10 protein-coding genes and 1 riboswitch are annotated in these 18,228 nt (G+C 49.4%); of the genes, 3 read left to right on the top strand and 7 right to left on the bottom strand.

Annotation, left to right across the window (positions count from 1 at the left end; translation table 11 throughout):
- Positions 1-34: 34 nt before the first annotated feature.
- Positions 35-1,537 (bottom strand): sensor histidine kinase, encoded by a 1,503-nt coding sequence (locus BQ2633_RS03840; protein WP_075565228.1) that lies wholly within the window; start codon positions 1,535-1,537, stop codon positions 35-37.
- 942 nt (positions 1,538-2,479) lie between these two features.
- Complete coding sequence (locus BQ2633_RS03835) at positions 2,480-3,256, bottom strand: ComEA family DNA-binding protein (protein ID WP_075565226.1); 777 nt, start codon at positions 3,254-3,256, stop codon at positions 2,480-2,482.
- A 416-nt stretch (positions 3,257-3,672) separates the two neighbouring features.
- A riboswitch (TPP riboswitch) is annotated at positions 3,673-3,771 on the top strand.
- Here BQ2633_RS03835 and BQ2633_RS03830 point away from each other — a divergent pair.
- The 3 genes from BQ2633_RS03830 to BQ2633_RS03820 all read left to right on the top strand — a co-directional run bounded on the left by BQ2633_RS03830 (position 3,770) and on the right by BQ2633_RS03820 (position 7,423).
- Positions 3,770-5,947: a TonB-dependent receptor gene (locus tag BQ2633_RS03830; RefSeq protein ID WP_075565224.1), complete on the top strand. Its 2,178-nt coding sequence runs from the start codon at positions 3,770-3,772 to the stop codon at positions 5,945-5,947. Its footprint overlaps the riboswitch before it by 2 nt.
- 143 nt (positions 5,948-6,090) lie before the next feature.
- Positions 6,091-6,753, top strand: coding sequence for a nicotinamide riboside transporter PnuC (gene pnuC, locus BQ2633_RS03825; RefSeq protein ID WP_075565223.1), 663 nt, complete (start codon positions 6,091-6,093; stop codon positions 6,751-6,753).
- Positions 6,754-6,814: 61 nt separating this feature from the next.
- Positions 6,815-7,423, top strand: a complete 609-nt coding sequence (locus BQ2633_RS03820) for a thiamine diphosphokinase (RefSeq protein WP_075565222.1) — start codon at positions 6,815-6,817, stop codon at positions 7,421-7,423.
- 647 nt (positions 7,424-8,070) lie between these two features.
- Here the strand turns inward: BQ2633_RS03820 and ppdK are convergent.
- The 5 genes from ppdK to BQ2633_RS03790 form a co-directional block, all read right to left on the bottom strand.
- Positions 8,071-10,797: a pyruvate, phosphate dikinase gene (gene ppdK / locus BQ2633_RS03815; protein WP_075565221.1), complete on the bottom strand. Its 2,727-nt coding sequence runs from the start codon at positions 10,795-10,797 to the stop codon at positions 8,071-8,073.
- A gap of 456 nt (positions 10,798-11,253) precedes the next feature.
- On the bottom strand, positions 11,254-13,269 hold the full coding sequence (locus BQ2633_RS03805; protein WP_075565219.1) for a RelA/SpoT family protein: 2,016 nt from the start codon (positions 13,267-13,269) through the stop codon (positions 11,254-11,256).
- A 139-nt stretch (positions 13,270-13,408) separates the two neighbouring features.
- Positions 13,409-15,061, bottom strand: coding sequence for a dipeptidase (locus BQ2633_RS03800; protein WP_075565217.1), 1,653 nt, complete (start codon positions 15,059-15,061; stop codon positions 13,409-13,411).
- Between the two features lie 1,213 nt (positions 15,062-16,274).
- Positions 16,275-17,156 (bottom strand): glycoside hydrolase family 25 protein, encoded by an 882-nt coding sequence (locus BQ2633_RS03795; protein ID WP_075565215.1) that lies wholly within the window; start codon positions 17,154-17,156, stop codon positions 16,275-16,277.
- An 80-nt stretch (positions 17,157-17,236) separates the two neighbouring features.
- Positions 17,237-18,228, bottom strand: a 992-nt coding sequence (locus tag BQ2633_RS03790; protein WP_141700216.1) for a diphosphate--fructose-6-phosphate 1-phosphotransferase, incomplete at its 5' end; no start/stop codon positions are given.

The raw sequence follows: 18,228 nt of genomic DNA, 5'->3' as shown, positions 1-18,228 counted from the left end.
AAGTTTGCGCTCCGTCTAGCGTGCCCCAAGAGGTTTAGGGGCTGAGCAGTGGGATGGTAATGGTGAAGGTGGTGCCTTTGCCATATTCGCTGTCCACGGTGATGGTTCCGTTGTGGGCTTTCACCACGCCTGCCACATAAGCAAGTCCGATGCCCACGCCGCGCACATTGTGCACATTACCCGTGTGTACGCGGTAGAATCGTTCGAAAATGCGTTTCAGATTCTCTTTCTTAATACCTAGTCCGTTATCAGAAATACTTATTTTCAGCGCCTTTCCTTCGTTGCGCGTGCTCACCACCAAGTGAGGGGCAACGTCGGGGCGACTGTATTTAAGGGCATTTTCGAGGAGATTGTTGATCAAGTTGGTGAAGTGCATGGAGTCCGCCAAAATGATAGGGTCTTCTGCTTCGAGTTGGGTTTCCAACTCTCCCCCTGCCGCTTCCACCTTTAGTTGGAAGGTTGATGCCACTTCTGCCACCACGACATCGGCATCAAGTTCGTCAAACTTGAAATTGGCAGCTTGCGCGTTGTCAAACATGGAGAGTTGCAGCACTTTTTCCACCAGCAAGCGCAAACGCTTGGTCTCGTCGGCAATAACCTTGTAGTTGCGTCGCAAAGAGGCTTCGCTGAATTGCACGCTCTCGTCTGACAACATTTGCGAAACCAGCGAAATCGAGGCGATGGGTGTCTTGAGCTCGTGGGTCATGTTGTTGATGAAATCCGTCTTCATCTGCGAGAGTCTCTTTTGTCGGAAGAAACTGTAGATGGTGAAGATGAAGATGCCCAGCACCAAGATGCTGAAGATGATGGAGGGTAGCGCAAACTTGATGGAACTTCTGACATAATCGTTGGCTCCAGGGAATCGCACTTTCAGAAATCCCATGTGCGCTGGTGATCCATGCTCGAAGATGGGTTCCCGATAGACCGCCTCATCGGCTGATGTGTGAAAGTCGGGGCAGCGTTCCACTTCTCTGCCATCGACTGTGAGCACTTGGAAGTGATAGCCCACCTTGCGCAGGTCAATGCCGTTGTGTTGAAGTTCTGTTTTGAGGGCATTGTCCACGTCCGTTCGACGGATGCGCTGTTCTAATGGTCGGTCTTCGGGCAAATAGAGGCTCTTATAGATCACCTCATTGAGTAGTTCTTTCTGGTGTAGCAGCTTTTGTCGCGTCTTCTCGCTCATCATCGAGGAGAGCGGAGCATTTTCCGACAAGCGAATCGGAGTGGGGTAGGTGGCACCGTTGACGGTGACGTCGCTGTCGGCATCTGCTCTCTTGAGCGCCTCTGCAGTTTCAGCTGCAGCCATCTGTTGGCGGTGCATGCTCTCGTTGGCTAGTAATTCCTTTTCGAGATTGTTTTGCACCTCTTGGAGTTCCAAATTGCGAGCCGCTTGATATAGGGCGCGTTTGACATTTTCGTCAAACTGCTTCTGGCGCGATTCCACCATCTCCCTTAGATAGTAGAACTGCGTGCCAATGAGTGCAAGAAGTGCAATACCCATGGCAATAGCAATGCTCCAAATGGTACTCTTTTTCATACCTGCAAAAATAGTGTATTTAATGCAAGAAACCTATTCTAATACTTTTGAATATTTATCTTATCGATGATTTTAACATAGATTTCTAGTTGTGGTTGTCATACTATACATTAAAGTGTCTATAAAGAAATTTGGTTTGCTGGGAAACTATTTGCATCTTTGCTCAATTTTGTGGTTGTGCAAACGTGCGAAAAATGATTTCTGGTAATCTTTGTTCATCTTCTTGTGCGCGATTTTCCGATGTTTGAAATCAGGCATTTTGGAGATTTCCAAAAGGATGATGCGTAATCTGGAAAGAGATATTCGTAAGAAAACTATTTCTATTTTAGGGAGGTGCTGTTTAAATCCTGTTGTTGATAGTTTTTTATGTTTTTATATCCTTTTCTTTTCGCATTTATTTTCGCAACTTCCTTTACCTTATAAAATAGGTTTTCGTCATTGTCACCATAATCAAGGTGGTGAGCGATTCGGATGTCAGAAATTTCTATTTCGTCTTCGCATCTTTTTATTGCTCAACATTAGTGGGATATTTCGGCGGAAATTAGCTTTTCAGAAAACTAAGGCGATGTAGGGACAAAAAAGTCGGACGTTTTCGGAAAAACGTGGGAGTTTTTTCCAAAAACGTGGGAGATTTTCTGAGAAATGTCGGAGATTTTTTCGGAAATGTCCGACATTCGTGGCTGTGCAATCGTGAAGGTGTTTTTAGATGGATTGATTGTTCGTGCTGAAGGGTGAGATTTCAATGTACTTTCTTTGTTCTGTACTTCATTGAGCGCAAGCACGAAATGTATCGTTCAGAGAAATGAAGCAAGTAATTAAGCGGAATGGGGAGTTTATAAAGAGTAATGATGTTTTTAGTAAAGAGGTATGACACAGAAAAAGTTGGTTGTGAAACGGCTCATGTCCAACCAGAAAAATATAAATGCTTAAAATCGAGTGATTTCAAAAAGAAAAATAAGGTTGTAGTCGCTCGAAATCCTTATCGGTGAAGGCGGCATTTCCGCGCAGGTCGTCCCAGTCGCGCAAGGGTCCGATGCGTTGGCGGTGGTGCACGATGGCTTTTACCTGTTCGTAGTTGAGATAAGGATGCTGCAGAAGTTCTTTGAAGGTGGCACGATTCACAGCGATGCGGTGAACTGTGGGGTGGGGAGCAAGAGTGACATAGCGGTCGATGTCGTGGGGCAATCGGTCGATGTCGTGAAGTTGTGCGGTGGAGACGAAGCCACCAAGTCGTTGTCGATAGCGCACGATGGCTTGGGCGTAGGCACGTCCCACCCCAGGCACTCGCTGCCACTGCGTAGTGTCGGCAGCATTAGCATCCAGCTGCGCTCCTTTGGCGAGCTTTTGCGGACGGCTGCGCACGAGGCTGTCGTAGCGTGCTTGTTGCGCCGCACGCTGTGCCGCGCGTGCAGCTTTCTCCGCTTCCCATTGGGCATGCTGCGCTTGGTAGGCACGTTCGCGCTCCTCGCGTGCCCATTGTCGTGCTTTGCGTTCAGCTGCCCATTTCTCCACACGCGCCAGCGAATCGCGCAACCGCTGTTGCTCAAATGCCACAATTTCCTGTTGTTCTGCTGGGGAAGTGGACACAGCCTTTGTGGGGGCGGAGGAAGAAAAAAGGGGAAGTATCCATATTTTCACCGCTGCCACGAGCACCAGTGCCATGGCGAGAGCGAGCCACCCTTGTTGGGTGCGAGTAGAAGAAGGTGTATTCTTTTTCATAGAGAAGATATCGGTTTGCAGTGTGTGAAAAACATCATTTCAGCAGGCGCAGTGCATGATTACACCTTGGAAATCGTGCTAGGACCTCTAGCTTAAACCCCAATCGGTCATTAGACCGTAAAAGCGCTACTGGTAATGGAAAAGATTACTTCCTGACCTCTTTTTTTTCTTGTTGGCATCTTGTCTTTCGTTCGTTCTCGCCGTAGCCCGCTACGCCTTCGAGCCAACGATAAACAATCTGCTCAACAAACCAATAAAATCTGTTCAGGATCTAATGATCCGATTTGGGTTAAAAGGTTGCCACAAAGTTACTATTTTTCGAGAAAGAAAAGGCATTCACGCCTTGAAAATCACAGAAAAGGGTAGAATGTGGGTGTATTCTCCCCTCATCTCGAAATAAATCGCTACCTTTGCAGCCGATTTTAAGGGGGTGCCCCGATAACTATGGAGCTGAGAATACACCCTTATAAACTGAACCGGATAATGCCGGCGTAGTAATTAAAATAGTTTCTAATGAGAAAAACCATTCTCCTGAGCTGCTTTGCGGCAGCTTTAGTGGCATCTGCCCAAAAGGCGGATACCACTCGCACGAAACATTTGGGCGAAGCTCAAGTAGTGACCAATCGTGCTACCAACAAAACCCCTCTCGCCTTTTCAAACCTCGACAAAAAAGCGATTGAAAAGGTGAATTTCGGGCAAGACATCCCCTTCCTTCTTTCCACTCTTCCCAATGTGGTGACTACATCCGATGCCGGCACTGGCATTGGCTACACCAGCTTGCGCGTGCGTGGCACCGTGGGCGAGCGCATCAATGTGACCAACAACGGCATTCCCCTCAACGACCCTGAGGCGCACACCTTCTATTGGGTGGACACGCCCGACTTGGTGTCGTCGGTCAATGACATTCAGCTCCAACGCGGTGTGGGCACCTCCACCAATGGTGCGGCTGCTTTTGGCGCGAGTGTGAACATGACCACCGACCGCTTGAGTGCATCGCCTTATGCCTTGTATGCTGGTTCGTTTGGATCGTTCAATACCACCAAAAACACAGTGAAGGCTGGTACGGGTTTGTTTGCCAATCATTGGACTTTTGATGCCCGTCTGTCTTACCTCTCTTCCGAAGGCTATCGCGACCGCAGTTCTGCTCGCCTGGGTTCCTATTTCGCTCAGTTGGCTTACATCAACGAAGGAACGACTTTGAAGCTCATCGCCTTCGGTGGTAAGGAGCGCACCTACCATGCGTGGGATGGTATCAGCCGTGAGCAGCTCAAGACCAACCGCACCTACAACCCTAACGGATACATCAATGCCACAAAGTCATTCTATGATAATCAGATTGACTACTATTTCCAACAGCACGCTCAAGCTCTGCTCACGCAGCGCATCGACGAGCATTGGAATTTCAACGCAGCTTTGCACTACACCTATGGCTTTGGTTACTACGAAGAATATAAAAACAACAAGAAACTGAAGAGTTTCGGACTGAAGCCTTTCTTGCTCAATGGCAAAGAAATCGCGAAGACTGACATCGTGCGTCGCAAGAACCTTGAAGGCAACTTCGGCGGTGCCATCACTTCTTTGGAATACAAGGATGGTGGTTTTGATTTCACTTTCGGACAAGCGCTCAACTACTTCAACAATGACCACTTTGGTGAAGTGCATTGGGTGAAGGACTATGTGGGCACGCTCGACACGAAGCGTAGATATTACGACAACACGGGTAAGAAGTTGGACTACAACATCTTTGCACGTGCCAATTATAAGCTCTTCAATCAGCTCAACCTCTTTGCCGACCTCCAATATCGCAACATCGATTACCGCATCGACGGTACGTCGGACAAGAAGGCGGTGCACGACACCAACGAGGAGTTCCACTTCTTCAACCCCAAAGTGGGTGCCACTTGGCTCATCGCTCCCAACCAGCAGGCTTATGCTTCGCTGAGTGTGGCGCATCGCGAACCAACGCGCAACAACTACGAGAAGGAGTTTGACAATGCGCACTCTCCTCTGGCGGAGCGTCTCATGGACTATGAGGTGGGCTATCGCATCGCTAACCGCACTTGGGAAGCCTCCGTGGGTGGTTATTTCATGGACTACAAGAACCAGTTTGTGCTCAATGGACGTTTGAACGACATTGGCGAAGCGGTGTCTGAAAATGTGGCGAAGAGCTACCGCATGGGTGTGGAGTTGGCTGGTGCTTGGAAGCCCAGTCAGCACTTCCGCTGGGACATCAATGTGTCGTTGAGCGAGAATAAAATCAAGGACTACACGCCTTATCTTCCCGATGCCAACTGGGAAAAGTCTGTGGCTCTGCCCACCAAGAGTAGTACCACGATTTCTTTCTCTCCAGCTGTCGTGGCGAATAGCATTCTTGCCTACAACTACAAAGGATTTGCCGCTAGTTTGACCTCACAATATGTGGGCAGTCAATATCTCGACAACCTGGAAATGAAGGAAAACTCGCTCGATGCCTACTTTGTGTCGCACCTCAATGCAAGCTACACCTTCAAACTCCGTGGTTTCAAGGAAATCACCGTGGGAGGCACCGTGTATAACCTCCTCGACACGATGTATGAAACCAACGGATACTCACAATCCTATTTGAGTGCTACCAACGAAATCATGAGCGATCCTCGCTTCTATCCCATGGCGGGGCGCAACTTCATGGTCAATCTCTCCTTGAAGTTCTAGTAGCCCTCTGTTAGTGCCGTCAGGTTCTCGCACGCCACGGCAAGGATTTCCTGATATGGCACGCGAATTGTCTGACGCACTGCCACTTGTTGCTGTCGATGATAGTGACAAGTGGCAGTCGTTTTCTTTTTCGTCTCTAAGATATGACCAGCTTTTCTGAATTTCTCCTCTTCTTTTCGCCCGACAATGTGGTGAATGGCGCACTGGTGCTCTTGGGCACGCTTTTGGGCATCCCTTATGTCTATTTACAATACAAAGCAAGTCCGAAGTTTTGGGTAGCCTCTGCGCTCAATGCCTTGCCATTTATCTATGTCAATTTTGTGCAAGGCAACTTTGCCACGGCTGGGCTTTTTGTTTATTATCTGCTCGTCGCAGTGCAAGCCATCTTCTTCAAGCACGAGGAGGTGACCGAAGAAGGTGTGTTTCTCATTTATACAACACCGCGCCGGAAATATCTTCCCTTATTGCTGATTTCTACACTATTACTGTTGTTGTTCTACGGCTTTTTAAGACATGTGCAGCAGTTGCTGGGGGATTCCTTCCTTGGCATTTCAGTGGCAGTGCCGCAAACTCCGTTGCTCGATGCCTTTGCCACCGCCTTAAGTTGCACTGGGATGTGGCTCATTTCTCGCAAATATATGGAGCATTGGCTCATTTGGATCGTCGTGAATCTGGGCTATGTGGGGATGTATGTGCTGCAACTCAATTATTTCTGGGCTGGTCTCTTTTTCCTCTATCTCGTGATGTCTGTGGTGGGTTGGCTGGAGTGGAGAAAGCTCCACCAGCAACAACAGGTGGCAGCATAGCACATGGACTAGTGGCTATTTTCTTTGTACTCTTTTTCTTACCTTCTAGCGTTGACTAGTTATGACCGTAATTCTTGCTTCTGGGCTCTTTCCTACGACAGAGCGTGCCTTGCAATACCTGCGTGAGGCAGATTTCATCGCTTGTTGCGATGGCGCTGCCAATGCTTGTGTGGCTGCGGGCTTCCATCCTGATGTCATTGTGGGCGATGGCGATTCGATAGCTCCCGAAGTGGCAACTTCTTTTGCTGATCGCATCGTGCGCATTGCCGAACAGGAGACCAATGATCTCTCCAAGACTTTTCACCACTGTCTCAAGTTGGGGCGTCGTGATGAGTATGTGATTCTCGGGGCTACGGGCAAGCGTGAAGACCATGCCTTGGCAAATCTGGCTTTGCTCATGGACTATGCTGAGGAACACCGTGAGGTGATCATGGTGAGCGACTTTGGCACCTTCTATCCTTGCTGCGACACCAAGCGTCTGACGGTGGATGTGGGGCAGGAAATCTCCATTTGGAATTTTGGCGCAAGCTATTTCTCTGCCGAGGGCTTGCAATATCCCCTCTATGATTTCACTAAACTCTGGCAGGGCACCCTCAACGTTGCCACTCGTCCCGAGATTGCCGTGCATGCTAAGGGCACTTTCTTACTCTATGTTGCCCAGCCAGATTAAGACTTCTGCGTAGGTCTGCACTTTCTCCTCACTGTTCTGTCAGACTTAGTGCAGGCGATGGGCGTCATCCAAATACTTTCTATACTATGTTTCACAGTAAGCCCCATTGTTCTTGTTTGTGTGTGATTAACCACAACAAGAACCTTGGGGCTTGCTTTCTTTTTGGGTGGCTGAGTCTTTATCTATGGTCTTTTTCTTTGCCTAAATTCATCTAGTTTCTTGATGATGGCGATAAACTACTTTCTAATCGCTCGAACATATAGTTGTTGCACTCCCCACAGAACGACAAATAATAGGTTGTTAGTCCTACTATTCTGCGATTCCATAGGTCATATTTGTCTTTTGCATCCTGTCAATTCTTTCCAATCTTGCAAACATTGGAAAGAATTTGTGGCTTTTCGTAGTAAGATTCGACGTATAGGTCAAATTGCAGGCTGGTACCCTTACGCTCTAATGACCAATTTGGGTTTAACAAGTCAGAAAATACTGCTAGTGATTCTTGAACAGCTACAAAAAAACTTCATCCACCTCTTTCGAGGCGGATGAAGTGATGTTATGGTCTTCATCAAAGACATTCGATGGAATGCTTCGATAGAGTATGGTATTCTAGACTTTCTGATCTAGACTTCTTTGCCTAGATTTTTCGACTAGAGTTCTTCGACAGCAGCTTGGGCAGCAGCGAGACGAGCGATGGGCACACGGAAAGGTGAGCAGCTCACATAGTTGAGACCTACGCGGTGGCAGAACTTCACAGAGCTAGGTTCACCACCATGTTCACCGCAGATACCGCACTTGAGTTCGGGACGTACAGCACGGCCCTTTTCTACCGCCATTTGCACGAGCTGACCTACGCCGTTTTGGTCGAGCACTTGGAAGGGGTCTACCTTCAAAATCTTCTTCTCGAGATAAACGGGGAGGAAGCTAGCGATATCGTCACGAGAATAACCGAAGGTCATCTGCGTGAGGTCGTTGGTACCGAATGAGAAGTATTCAGCGCGAGTAGCGATGCGGTTAGCTGTCAAAGCAGCACGGGGGATTTCAATCATCGTACCCACTTTGTAGTCTACGCTCATACCCTCTTCTGCGAAGAGAGCAGCTGCAGTGTCGCGAATCACCTTCTCTTGGTTTTCAAACTCATAGAGGATACCCGTGAGAGGCACCATGATTTCGGGATGAGGATCGAGACCTTCCTTCTTCAGCTCTACAGCAGCACCGAGGATGGCGCGAGTCTGCATAGCAGTGATTTCGGGGTAGGTGTTACCGAGACGGCAACCACGATGACCGAGCATGGGGTTAGCTTCTACGAGGCTGTTGACACGTTGGCGGATGTATTCTACAGTCACGCCCATAGCCTTTGCCATTTCCTCTTGACCAGCTTGATCATGGGGTACGAATTCGTGGAGAGGGGGATCGAGGAGACGAACATTCACGGGGCAACCATCCATAGCGCGGAAGATGCCGAGGAAGTCAGCTTTTTGGTAAGGAAGGATCTTTGCCAATGCCTTTTCGCGACCTTCAGCGGTTTCGCTCAAGATCATTTCGCGCATAGCAACAATCTTCTCAGCTTCGAAGAACATGTGCTCAGTGCGGCAAAGACCGATACCTACAGCACCGAAATCGCGAGCCACTTTTGCATCTTGAGGAGTGTCAGCGTTAGTGCGCACTTGGAGCTTAGCATACTTGCTGCAGAGGTCCATCAATTCTGAGAAGTCACCGCTGAGTTCAGCAGCTTCAGTTTGGATTTCACCAGCATATACGCAACCGGTAGTACCATTCAAGGAGATGAAATCACCTTCCTTCAAAGTCACGCCGTCTACAGTGAGGGTGCGAGCCTTGTAGTCTACCACGATGCCACCAGCACCAGACACACAGCACTTACCCATACCACGAGCCACAACAGCAGCGTGAGAGGTCATACCACCACGAGCGGTGAGGATACCTTCTGCGGCTGCCATACCAGCGAGGTCTTCGGGAGAAGTTTCGATGCGCACCATGATGACCTTCTTACCTGCTTCGTGCCATGCTTCAGCATCGTCAGCGTGGAAGACGATTTGACCGCAAGCTGCACCAGGAGAAGCAGGAAGACCGCGGGTGATTTCGTGTGCACCAGCCAATGCCTTCTTGTTGAAGACAGGGTGGAGGAGCTCATCGAGTTTGTTGGGTTCGCAACGCTTGATGACGGTCTTTTCGTCGATCATACCTTCGTGAAGGAGGTCGATGGCGATCTTCACCATAGCGGTACCAGTGCGCTTACCATTACGAGTTTGCAAGAACCAGAGTTTGCCTTCTTGTACGGTGAACTCCATGTCTTGCATGTCGCGGTAGTGCTGTTCGAGCTTGTTTTGGAGCGCATCGAGTTCAGCATAGATTTCGGGCATAGCCTCTTCCATAGAAGGATATTTAGCTACGCGTTCTTCCTCGCTGATACCAGCGCGTTCAGCCCAGCGTTGAGCGCCGATTTTGGTGATTTGTTGTGGAGTGCGGATACCAGCCACCACGTCTTCACCTTGTGCGTTAACGAGATACTCACCGTTGAAGAGGTTTTCACCGTTACCAGCATCACGGCTGAAGCATACACCAGTAGCAGAAGTTTCGCCCATGTTACCGAACACCATGGCTTGTACGTTCACAGCCGTACCCCATTCGTCGGGAATGCTTTCCATCTTACGATAGAGAATAGCGCGTTCGTTCATCCAGCTGCGGAACACAGCGCACACAGCGCCCCAGAGTTGTTCTTTAGGATCAGTGGGGAAGTCGTGACCCGTGTTGTCTTTGATAGCCTTCTTGAAAAGCTCTACGAGGTCCTTGAGTTCTTCTACAGTGAGATCCTTATCGAGGTGGATGCCACGGATGGCCTTCACCTCTTCGATGATGGCTTCAAATGGATCGATGTCCTCCTTGTTTTCGGGCTTCATGCCGAGCACGACATCACCATACATTTGCACGAAACGGCGATAAGAGTCGTAAACGAAGTGAGGGTTACCCGTCTTAGCTACAAGACCTTCAGCTACGGTGTCGTTCAAACCGAGGTTGAGGATGGTGTCCATCATACCAGGCATTGAAGCACGAGCACCAGAACGTACAGAAAGCAAGAGAGGATTGGTGGGATCGCCAAACTTGCTGTTCATGCTTGCTTCAGTAGTAGCGATAGCCGCATTCACTTGGTCGGTGAGCTGACGAATAATCTCTTCTTGACCTACTTTATAATAGTCGTTACAGGTGTCGGTGGTGATGGTGAATCCTGGAGGAACGGGCACACCAATCTTGTTCATTTCTGCAAGGTTGGCACCTTTACCGCCGAGGAGGTCGCGCATAGTAGCATCACCTTCAGCCTGTCCGTTACCAAAAGTGTACACTCTTTTTACTTGTTCCATATTGCTTATGATATTTGATTATTTTTCGTTGCTGCAAATATAACTCAACTTCAGCAATTCTCCAAACTTTTTTGGTCGTTTTTGCTATGTTGAGTTGATGAATTTGTGAGTATCTCGTTTGGGCTTAAAAAAACGTGGTTGCGAAGATACGAAATTTCGAGGAAGAATCCATCATTCTACCCCGAAAATATCGCATAAGACAAAGCACGTGCCTTATTTTTCTTTCGGTTAACTGCCTTTTTATCCCAAAAGGTCCTTAGAACCTGAATAGTTTTTGGGGTTTGTTGCGCAGAAGGTTTGTTGTGGCTCGAAGGCATAGCGCGCTGCCTCGAGCACGAAGGAGCGACAAGATGCCAACAAAAAATAGAAAGATGATAGGAAACTATCTTTTCTATAACGAGTACCACTTTTACGTTCTAATGACCTTCGGGCTTTCTCTTGACACAAAGCCCCCAACTAGCGGCTCACCGCTTTGACACCGCGCACGGTGCGGAGTTTTTTGATGAGCACGTTGAGTTGTGTGGTATCGTCCACCAGCACCGTGAGTTCGCCGTAGAACAACCCATCGTTGCTCTCGATGGAGATGTTGCGCAGCATGATGTGTTCTTCTTTGGAGATGATGGAGGTGATGTTGTTCACGATGCCCAGATCATCTTGTCCCACCACATGCAGCGTGATGGGGTAGGTGCTGCCGCCTTTGCCTGCCCATCGTGCTTTGACGATGCGATAGGGGAAACGCGAGCGCATGTCGTGCGCATTGGGGCATGTTTCGCGGTGAATTTTGATTCCACCCGACACCGACACAAAACCAAAGACGTCGTCGCCATAGACGGGGTGGCAGCAGCGTGCCATTTGAAATTCCACGCCTTTGAGATTGCGATCAATCACAAGCACATCGTCAGAAGCACCTGTGATGGGCTCTACCACCTCGCGGAAGTTGAACTCTTCGGCACTCTTCGCCTCGGCACGCTCAGCCACACCAGCCTCGCGCTTCTGCAACTCCACATACGTGTCGAGCGTAGCGTTGAGGTCTATCTTATTTTCGAGGATGTCGGCAAAGAAATCGCCTGCTTCCTTGTAGTACAACTTCTTGATGAGCTGATTGAGGATGCTTTCGTCCCACTCCAACTTGCGGTTTTTGAGTTTGCGCTCCAGCACCTCCTTGCCCATCGCACTGTCGCGACTCTTAATTTCACGGAGCGATTGGCGAATCTTTGACTTCGCATGTCCCGACACCACGATGTTGAGCCATTCCATGCGAGGTTGTTGGTTGTTCGACAGGAGCACCTCCACGCGTTGTCCGCTGGTGAGCACTTGGCGCAATGGCACGTTTTTGCCATCCACGATGCCTCCCACGCAGCGGTTGCCCACTTTGGAGTGGATGAGGTAGGCAAAGTCGAGCACCGTGCTGCCCACGGGCAGTTTGAACAAGTCGCCTTTGGGGGTAAACACGTAGATGGAATTTTCCTTCAATCCCTCATTGTCGTCCACATGTGGGTCGCGTCCTTCCTCGAGTGCCGTACGGATGCCAGCCAACCACGAGTCCACGCCGCCTTCGCTGCTCTTCACGCCCTTGTATCTCCAGTGAGCGGCAAGACCATGCTCAGCCACTTCGTCCATGCGCTCCGTGCGAATTTGCACCTCCACCCACTTGTTTTCGGGACCTAGCACAGTGACGTGTAGACTCTCATAACCATTGCTCTTGGGCACGGTCACCCAGTCGCGAAGGCGTTTGAGGTTCGACTCATACTTGTTGGTGATGAGCGAAAACACCTTCCAGCACTCCGCCACTTCCTTTGCGGGGGCAGAGTCTAAGATGATGCGAATGGCAAAGAGGTCATACACCTTTTCAAATCCGCACTTTTGCTTCTTCATCTTTTGCCAGATGGAGTGGATGCTCTTCGTGCGCCCTTTCATGTGGTAGCGCAGTCCAGCTTCTTGCAGCATCTGGTGGATAGGCGCAAGGAAGTTTTCGATGTAGGCCTCGCGCGATTTCTTGGTAGCATTGAGCGCCTCCTTGATCATGTAGTACGCCTCCGTCTCCAGATATTTGAGAGACAGATCTTCCAACTCCGACTTCAGTTTGTAGAGTCCGAGTTTGTGCGCCAAAGGTGCGTAGATGTGTGCCGCTTCTATGGCGAGTCTGCGCTGTGCTGCTTTCGCTTCCGTGTCTTTCACGCGACGCATCATCACCACACAACCTGCTATGAGCAAGAGCACCACGCGCATGTCCGCAGCTTGCGAAACGAGCAAATTGCGGAAGTTGTCCGTCTTCAACATCTCTTCGTTGAGCGATTCGAGTTCGTGCACACGTTCAAACGCCGTGATGTCTTCGGCAGTAGGAGTCCAGTCTTTCAGACCAATCTCTTCGGCTGCCAAATCGAGCGTAGCTTGTGCGATTTCTTGGGCATCAAATCCAAACTCTGCGATGAGGCGCTTGTCAGTGAAATCGTGTGGAGCAAAAGCGTTCATAAGTTCTTGCGGATGATGAGGTGAAATGGCAGGAGTTGTGTCAAAACTTTGTCAAGCATCACGCTCTGAGTTTTGACACAACCCCACCCATTGTTGTGATTCGGCAAGTGATAGGCTAAACTTCTTGCCTGTTTTTCGATTATTTCGTTTCGGGAACGAGATACTTATCTCCGGTCTCGCGAATGAGGATACCGCGATATTGTTCGGGATAACCAGGACGTTCGGGCGCCACGCAGATGCCATCAGGAGTGAGCTCCCATTTGCCATCACGTGTTTCCTTTTTCACCACTTGGTCGTTGAATTTCATCACGAGATATTCGCCCAATGCCTTCCAGTCGGTCATCAAAGTGTTCGCCCAGTCTTGTGCATAGCCGTTGACTTCGTTTGCCAATTCGCTAGGATTAGTCTGCAAGGTGTGAAGGAGAGAAGCATCTGCAGCCTTTTGAGCGGTGAGCATATAGTCTTCCAGGTTGTCGCGACGCTTTGCCACGGTGGGGTAGAGTTGGTCGTAGCGAGGATACACCATGTTAGACACCCAGTTGCAGAGCCAGAAAGCGCTCTTCCACGAGAAAGTGTGGTCGTTGGCAGTGGCGTCTGCGAAGCATTCGGGCACCTTGGTCAAGGAGCAGTAGATGGGCACAAACGGAGTGGTGTTGGCTTCGTCGTTGGCAAACCACAGCACGCCACCCACGGGGTTGGGGAGGTTGCCACGCAACTGTGCCACAACCACGAAACTAGCTTGGTGGGTAGACACAGGACGTTCGTTGAAATACTTTTTGCCCTTGTATTCCCACGTGAGGGGAGAGGGACGATAAGGTGCGCCATTGGTGCCAGCACCAGCGTTGGTGGTGATGTCGAAAGGCGTGCCTTCGTAGTGGTCGCGCATTGCGCGCATCACGTCAGAGAGTTCCAGGGGAGCCTTGGGTTTGAAATAGAGAGGCATCACTTCGCTGGTGCCGATGTGCTTGCCGTCTACGAAGTCCACATATTTGTCCATGCCGTCCACGAAGTGGTTGAAGAGCGACCAAGCACGTGCATCGCAGAAACGCTGGCTACCGAAGTCGGCAGGAGAGTAGGCTGCAGAGAAGGAGAAGTCGGCATCTTTGCCTGAGAAGTAGCCCTTTTCGCGAGCAAACTTGATCACGTCTTTGGCGTACATCACGTTTTTCTTGTCCTTCAGGTCAAACTTGTGGATGCGGCTTTGGTTGGCGTGAGCACTGATGCAGTCGTCAGGGATGCGTACTGCCACCCACACTGCACCTTTCTTTTCATCGCCCTTACCAATCATCTCCATGATCCACACCTCGTTGGGGTCGGCAATGGAGAACGATTCGCCTTCTGACGAATAGCCATGACGTGCCACGAGGTCGGTCATCACCTTGATGGCTTCGCGAGCGGTCTTAGCACGCTGCAAACCGAGTGCCATGAGCGACACGTAGTCGATGCCTCCCATTGGGTTCTTTGGCGCAAGTTCATGACGTCCGCCAAAGGTGGTTTCGGTGATAGCCACTTGATGTTCGTTGATGTTGCCCACCACGTTGTAGGTCACGGGAGCTTCGGGGATTTCGCCCAGATATTTCTGCGTGTCGCCATCGACAATGCGTCGCATTGTGCCAGGAGCGTGAGTGCCAGCAGGATAGTGCAACAGACGTCCGTACATGCCGTAGGAGTCGGCACTATAGGTGAGGTAGGCTTCACCGTTTTTGGAAGCCTTCTTGCCCACGAGCAGGTTGGTGCAAGCCGATGCCCCCAATGCGAAGAGGGCGACAAAGAGTAGCAGTATTCGTTTCATTAGTGATGATTTTGATGATTCAGAAGGAATGAAAAGCGACAAACGATAGCAAAAGGTTGTTTTTCTAGGCAATCTTCTGCCTTTTCGGGTGCTCCCGTTGTGCTATGTCGCTGCGACAAAGTTACAAAATATTCGTCAAGTACGCTACATTTTCCAGACTTATCTCACCCTATAACGGCATTTTTTGCATCAAATCTCATTTTTGACGACGATTGTCAACTTGTTCTGCCTTTTGCTGTGCTTGTCCCATCCTAGGGAATAGCCTTCGTACTAAAGACGAAATCTTCGTCTTCGAAGAATTTACAATTATCAACATTCACAGCTCTGCGATAGTTGAGGAGGGAGGAGGGGCAGATGAACGGGCTTGCCACGTTCTCTGTCTTTTCTCTATTTCTCTTTTTGTTCGTTTGTTTGTTCGTTTGTTTGTTTGTTTGTTTGTTTGTTTAGCGCGCGCGTACGTACGCGAGGAAAAGTGTTGCAAGTTCCTGCAAATGAAGATATTCCAAGTGTTTTTCTTGGTCTTTTGACTAAAAAGTGATGGAATATCGTGCATTTCAATAAGTTACGTGGCTTTTGGCTTGTTTTTCGTGTGTTTTACTAGTGTTTAGATTGAAAAGTGATGGAATATCGTGCATGTCAATAAGTTACGTGGGTTTTGGCGTGTTTTTCGTGTGTTTTGCTAGTGTTTAGACTAAAAAGCGATGGAATATCGTGCATGTCAATAAGTTACGTGCTTTATTGCAAAACTGGCTCAACATGGAGAATAGCTTCCATTTTTTGGAAAAGCCCCCTATTATATATGGAAGGAAATGAGGCGAAAGTGATAAAATCCGCGTTAAAAAATGCTGGTAAATACAATCTTTATTATTTCAGAAAGAGAAGGGCAGGGTTACCACGCGTTTTTGACCATTGCCTTTGTGAACAACTCTGGTGCCTTTTGGAACAATTCTTGTGCTTTTGAGAAAAACCCTGGTGCCTTTTGGAGCAACTCTTGTGCCTTTTGGAGCAACTCTGGATGTAATTTTTAGATGGCACTAGATAATCTCCGACGTTTTTCGGAAAAAGTCCCACGTTTTTGGGAAAATCTCCCATGTTTTTCAGAAAATATCCCACGTTTTGGGGAGTTTCTCGGAGCTTATACAGCATAAGCAGCCCCCTTAGAAGCTGCCTAAATAAAAAGCATGAGATGCCATGAAAGAGCAAGGCGAAAGCGTTATTGTTTCTCCGTATCCTCTGGTTCTTGCTCACCGATGGTGAGTTGTTGCAGATCGTAGGAAGAGCCGTTGTAGACATTCAAATCCACATCGCCAGAGATGCCATCAATCTTACCACGATCGGTGAATTGCCAAAACTTCCATTTGCCCTTGTAGGACAATTGTTTCACGTAGTAGTGCGCTATCCAAAAATGATAGCGATCGAAGGTAGGTGTGTTGAGATATTTCTCCTTAAACTTTAGTCCCGTGTAGATGATAGGCGTGGTGTTGTAGTGCTTTTCCACGATGTTGAGCCACTCAGCCACTTCACTGCGCAGTTGTTCTGCAGAGAGTGTGCCGATGCTTTCCACGTCGAGCACAGGAGCTAAATCACCTGGTTCGAGATGTACTTGCTTGAGATAATGCTTCGCCTGCACATCGCCCGAAACGAGGGGAGAAAAAAAGTGGTAGGCACCGCGAATGAAGTCGTATTGCCCGATTTGGTAGAAGTTGTCGTTGAAATTCTTGTCCACATGCTCCTTCCCTTCGGTGGCTTTGGCAATGACGAAGCGAATGGGTTGTTGGTCAATCTTGGCAGCTGCCACCTTTTCCCAGTCTATCTCACTTTGATAGCGACTGATGTCGATGCCTCTCACGGCATATTCTTCGGGATATTTGGTGGTGCCAAAGAGCCCCTGCCACAAGTTGGACGTAGGGGCAACGATGTATTTGTAGGTAACGAAAAGATACACCCCTGCCGCAATGATAAGACCAATCCAGAACACGCGTTTGTAGCCGTGTCCAAAGGAGCGTTCAGCCCAAGTGATGGTGCTCTGCTTGCTGTTGCGCGAGGAGCGACGTCTCTTTTTGGGAGGAGTGGAGGAGCGTTTCTTTTGAGTCATGAATAGAGCAGAAAACGAGGGGTGCAAACTTGCGCTTGCACCCCTGGTTGAGTCAATGTCTTATGCGATGCAGACGCTGATTATTTCGCTTGTTCGAGCGCGAGCGTCTTGGTGCATTGGTCGCAAACTTCCGTGGGACCCCAGTATTGGATAGGACCAGGATAAACGAAGGCAGTTTGTTCAGCCCATGCTTCGCGTTGTGCAGCGAAGGTCTTGAAGGGTGCACCGTCGAGTTCAACAAGAGCCTTGCGGATAACGGGCTTCATTTCGCCGTGACGACGCTCCATGTTCATCATCATAGTGATGGGCACACCGCCAGCCACCCATTCAGCAGCAGGAGCAGTGGTGTTCTTCACGATCGCCATGTAGCCAGTCTTGCCGTTAGCTACGAGCTGAGCAGCAGAAGCACCGAGAGCGTAGCAGTAGTCAGCATCGAAGTTGGAAGGAGCTGCGCAACGACCTTCGTAACCGAAGAAGTGGTGGAGAGCAGCAAACTTGCCAGTGTATTTGCCTTCCTTCTTCCATGCAGCGAGCTTTTCAGCCACCATTTCAGAGAGGAGCTTTTCAGTTTCGATGAGAGAAACTTGTACGTTGCCGTGGGGGTCACGTTCAGCAGTGAGTTGCTTAGCCACACCTTCGGGGAGAGAAGCGTAGATAGCTGCGTTTTCAGCAGAAAGACGGCTGAGCACCCATGCACGTTGGTCGGCAGCTTCCACTTGAGCAGCTTCGGGAGTAGAGAGGAGGTCGTTGAGTTCAGCGATGAGCTTCTTCAAAGAAGGAATGAACTCGATGAGACCTTCGGGGATGAGCACCGTACCGAAGTTGTTGCCAGCAGCAGCGCGCTTAGCCACTACTTCAGCGATGTAGGTCACTACGTCGTCGAGGCTTTGTTCCTTAGCTTCCACTTCTTCAGAAATCAAGCACACGTTGGGTTGCACTTGGAGTGCGCACTCGAGAGCGATGTGAGAGGCAGAGCGACCCATGAGCTTGATGAAGTGCCAGTATTTACGAGCAGAGTTAGCATCGCGTTGGATGTTACCAATCACTTCAGCATACGTCTTACAAGCAGTGT

The sequence above is a fragment of the Ihuprevotella massiliensis genome, assembly GCA_900095835.1.
GTDB classification, from domain to species: domain Bacteria; phylum Bacteroidota; class Bacteroidia; order Bacteroidales; family Bacteroidaceae; genus Alloprevotella; species Alloprevotella massiliensis.
This window is presented reverse-complemented; position numbering and strand designations above follow the sequence as displayed.

What these genes read in the sequence shown, in the direction of transcription:
- BQ2633_RS03840 (WP_075565228.1), bottom strand. Translation starts at nt 1,537, where the DNA reads ATGAAAAAGAGTACCATTTGGAGCATTGCTATTGCCATGGGTATTGCA.
- BQ2633_RS03835 (WP_075565226.1), bottom strand. Translation starts at nt 3,256, where the DNA reads ATGAAAAAGAATACACCTTCTTCTACTCGCACCCAACAAGGGTGGCTC.
- BQ2633_RS03830 (WP_075565224.1), top strand. Translation starts at nt 3,770, where the DNA reads ATGAGAAAAACCATTCTCCTGAGCTGCTTTGCGGCAGCTTTAGTGGCA.
- pnuC (WP_075565223.1), top strand. Translation starts at nt 6,091, where the DNA reads ATGACCAGCTTTTCTGAATTTCTCCTCTTCTTTTCGCCCGACAATGTG.
- BQ2633_RS03820 (WP_075565222.1), top strand. Translation starts at nt 6,815, where the DNA reads ATGACCGTAATTCTTGCTTCTGGGCTCTTTCCTACGACAGAGCGTGCC.
- ppdK (WP_075565221.1), bottom strand. Translation starts at nt 10,797, where the DNA reads ATGGAACAAGTAAAAAGAGTGTACACTTTTGGTAACGGACAGGCTGAA.
- BQ2633_RS03805 (WP_075565219.1), bottom strand. Translation starts at nt 13,269, where the DNA reads ATGAACGCTTTTGCTCCACACGATTTCACTGACAAGCGCCTCATCGCA.
- BQ2633_RS03800 (WP_075565217.1), bottom strand. Translation starts at nt 15,061, where the DNA reads ATGAAACGAATACTGCTACTCTTTGTCGCCCTCTTCGCATTGGGGGCA.
- BQ2633_RS03795 (WP_075565215.1), bottom strand. Translation starts at nt 17,156, where the DNA reads ATGACTCAAAAGAAACGCTCCTCCACTCCTCCCAAAAAGAGACGTCGC.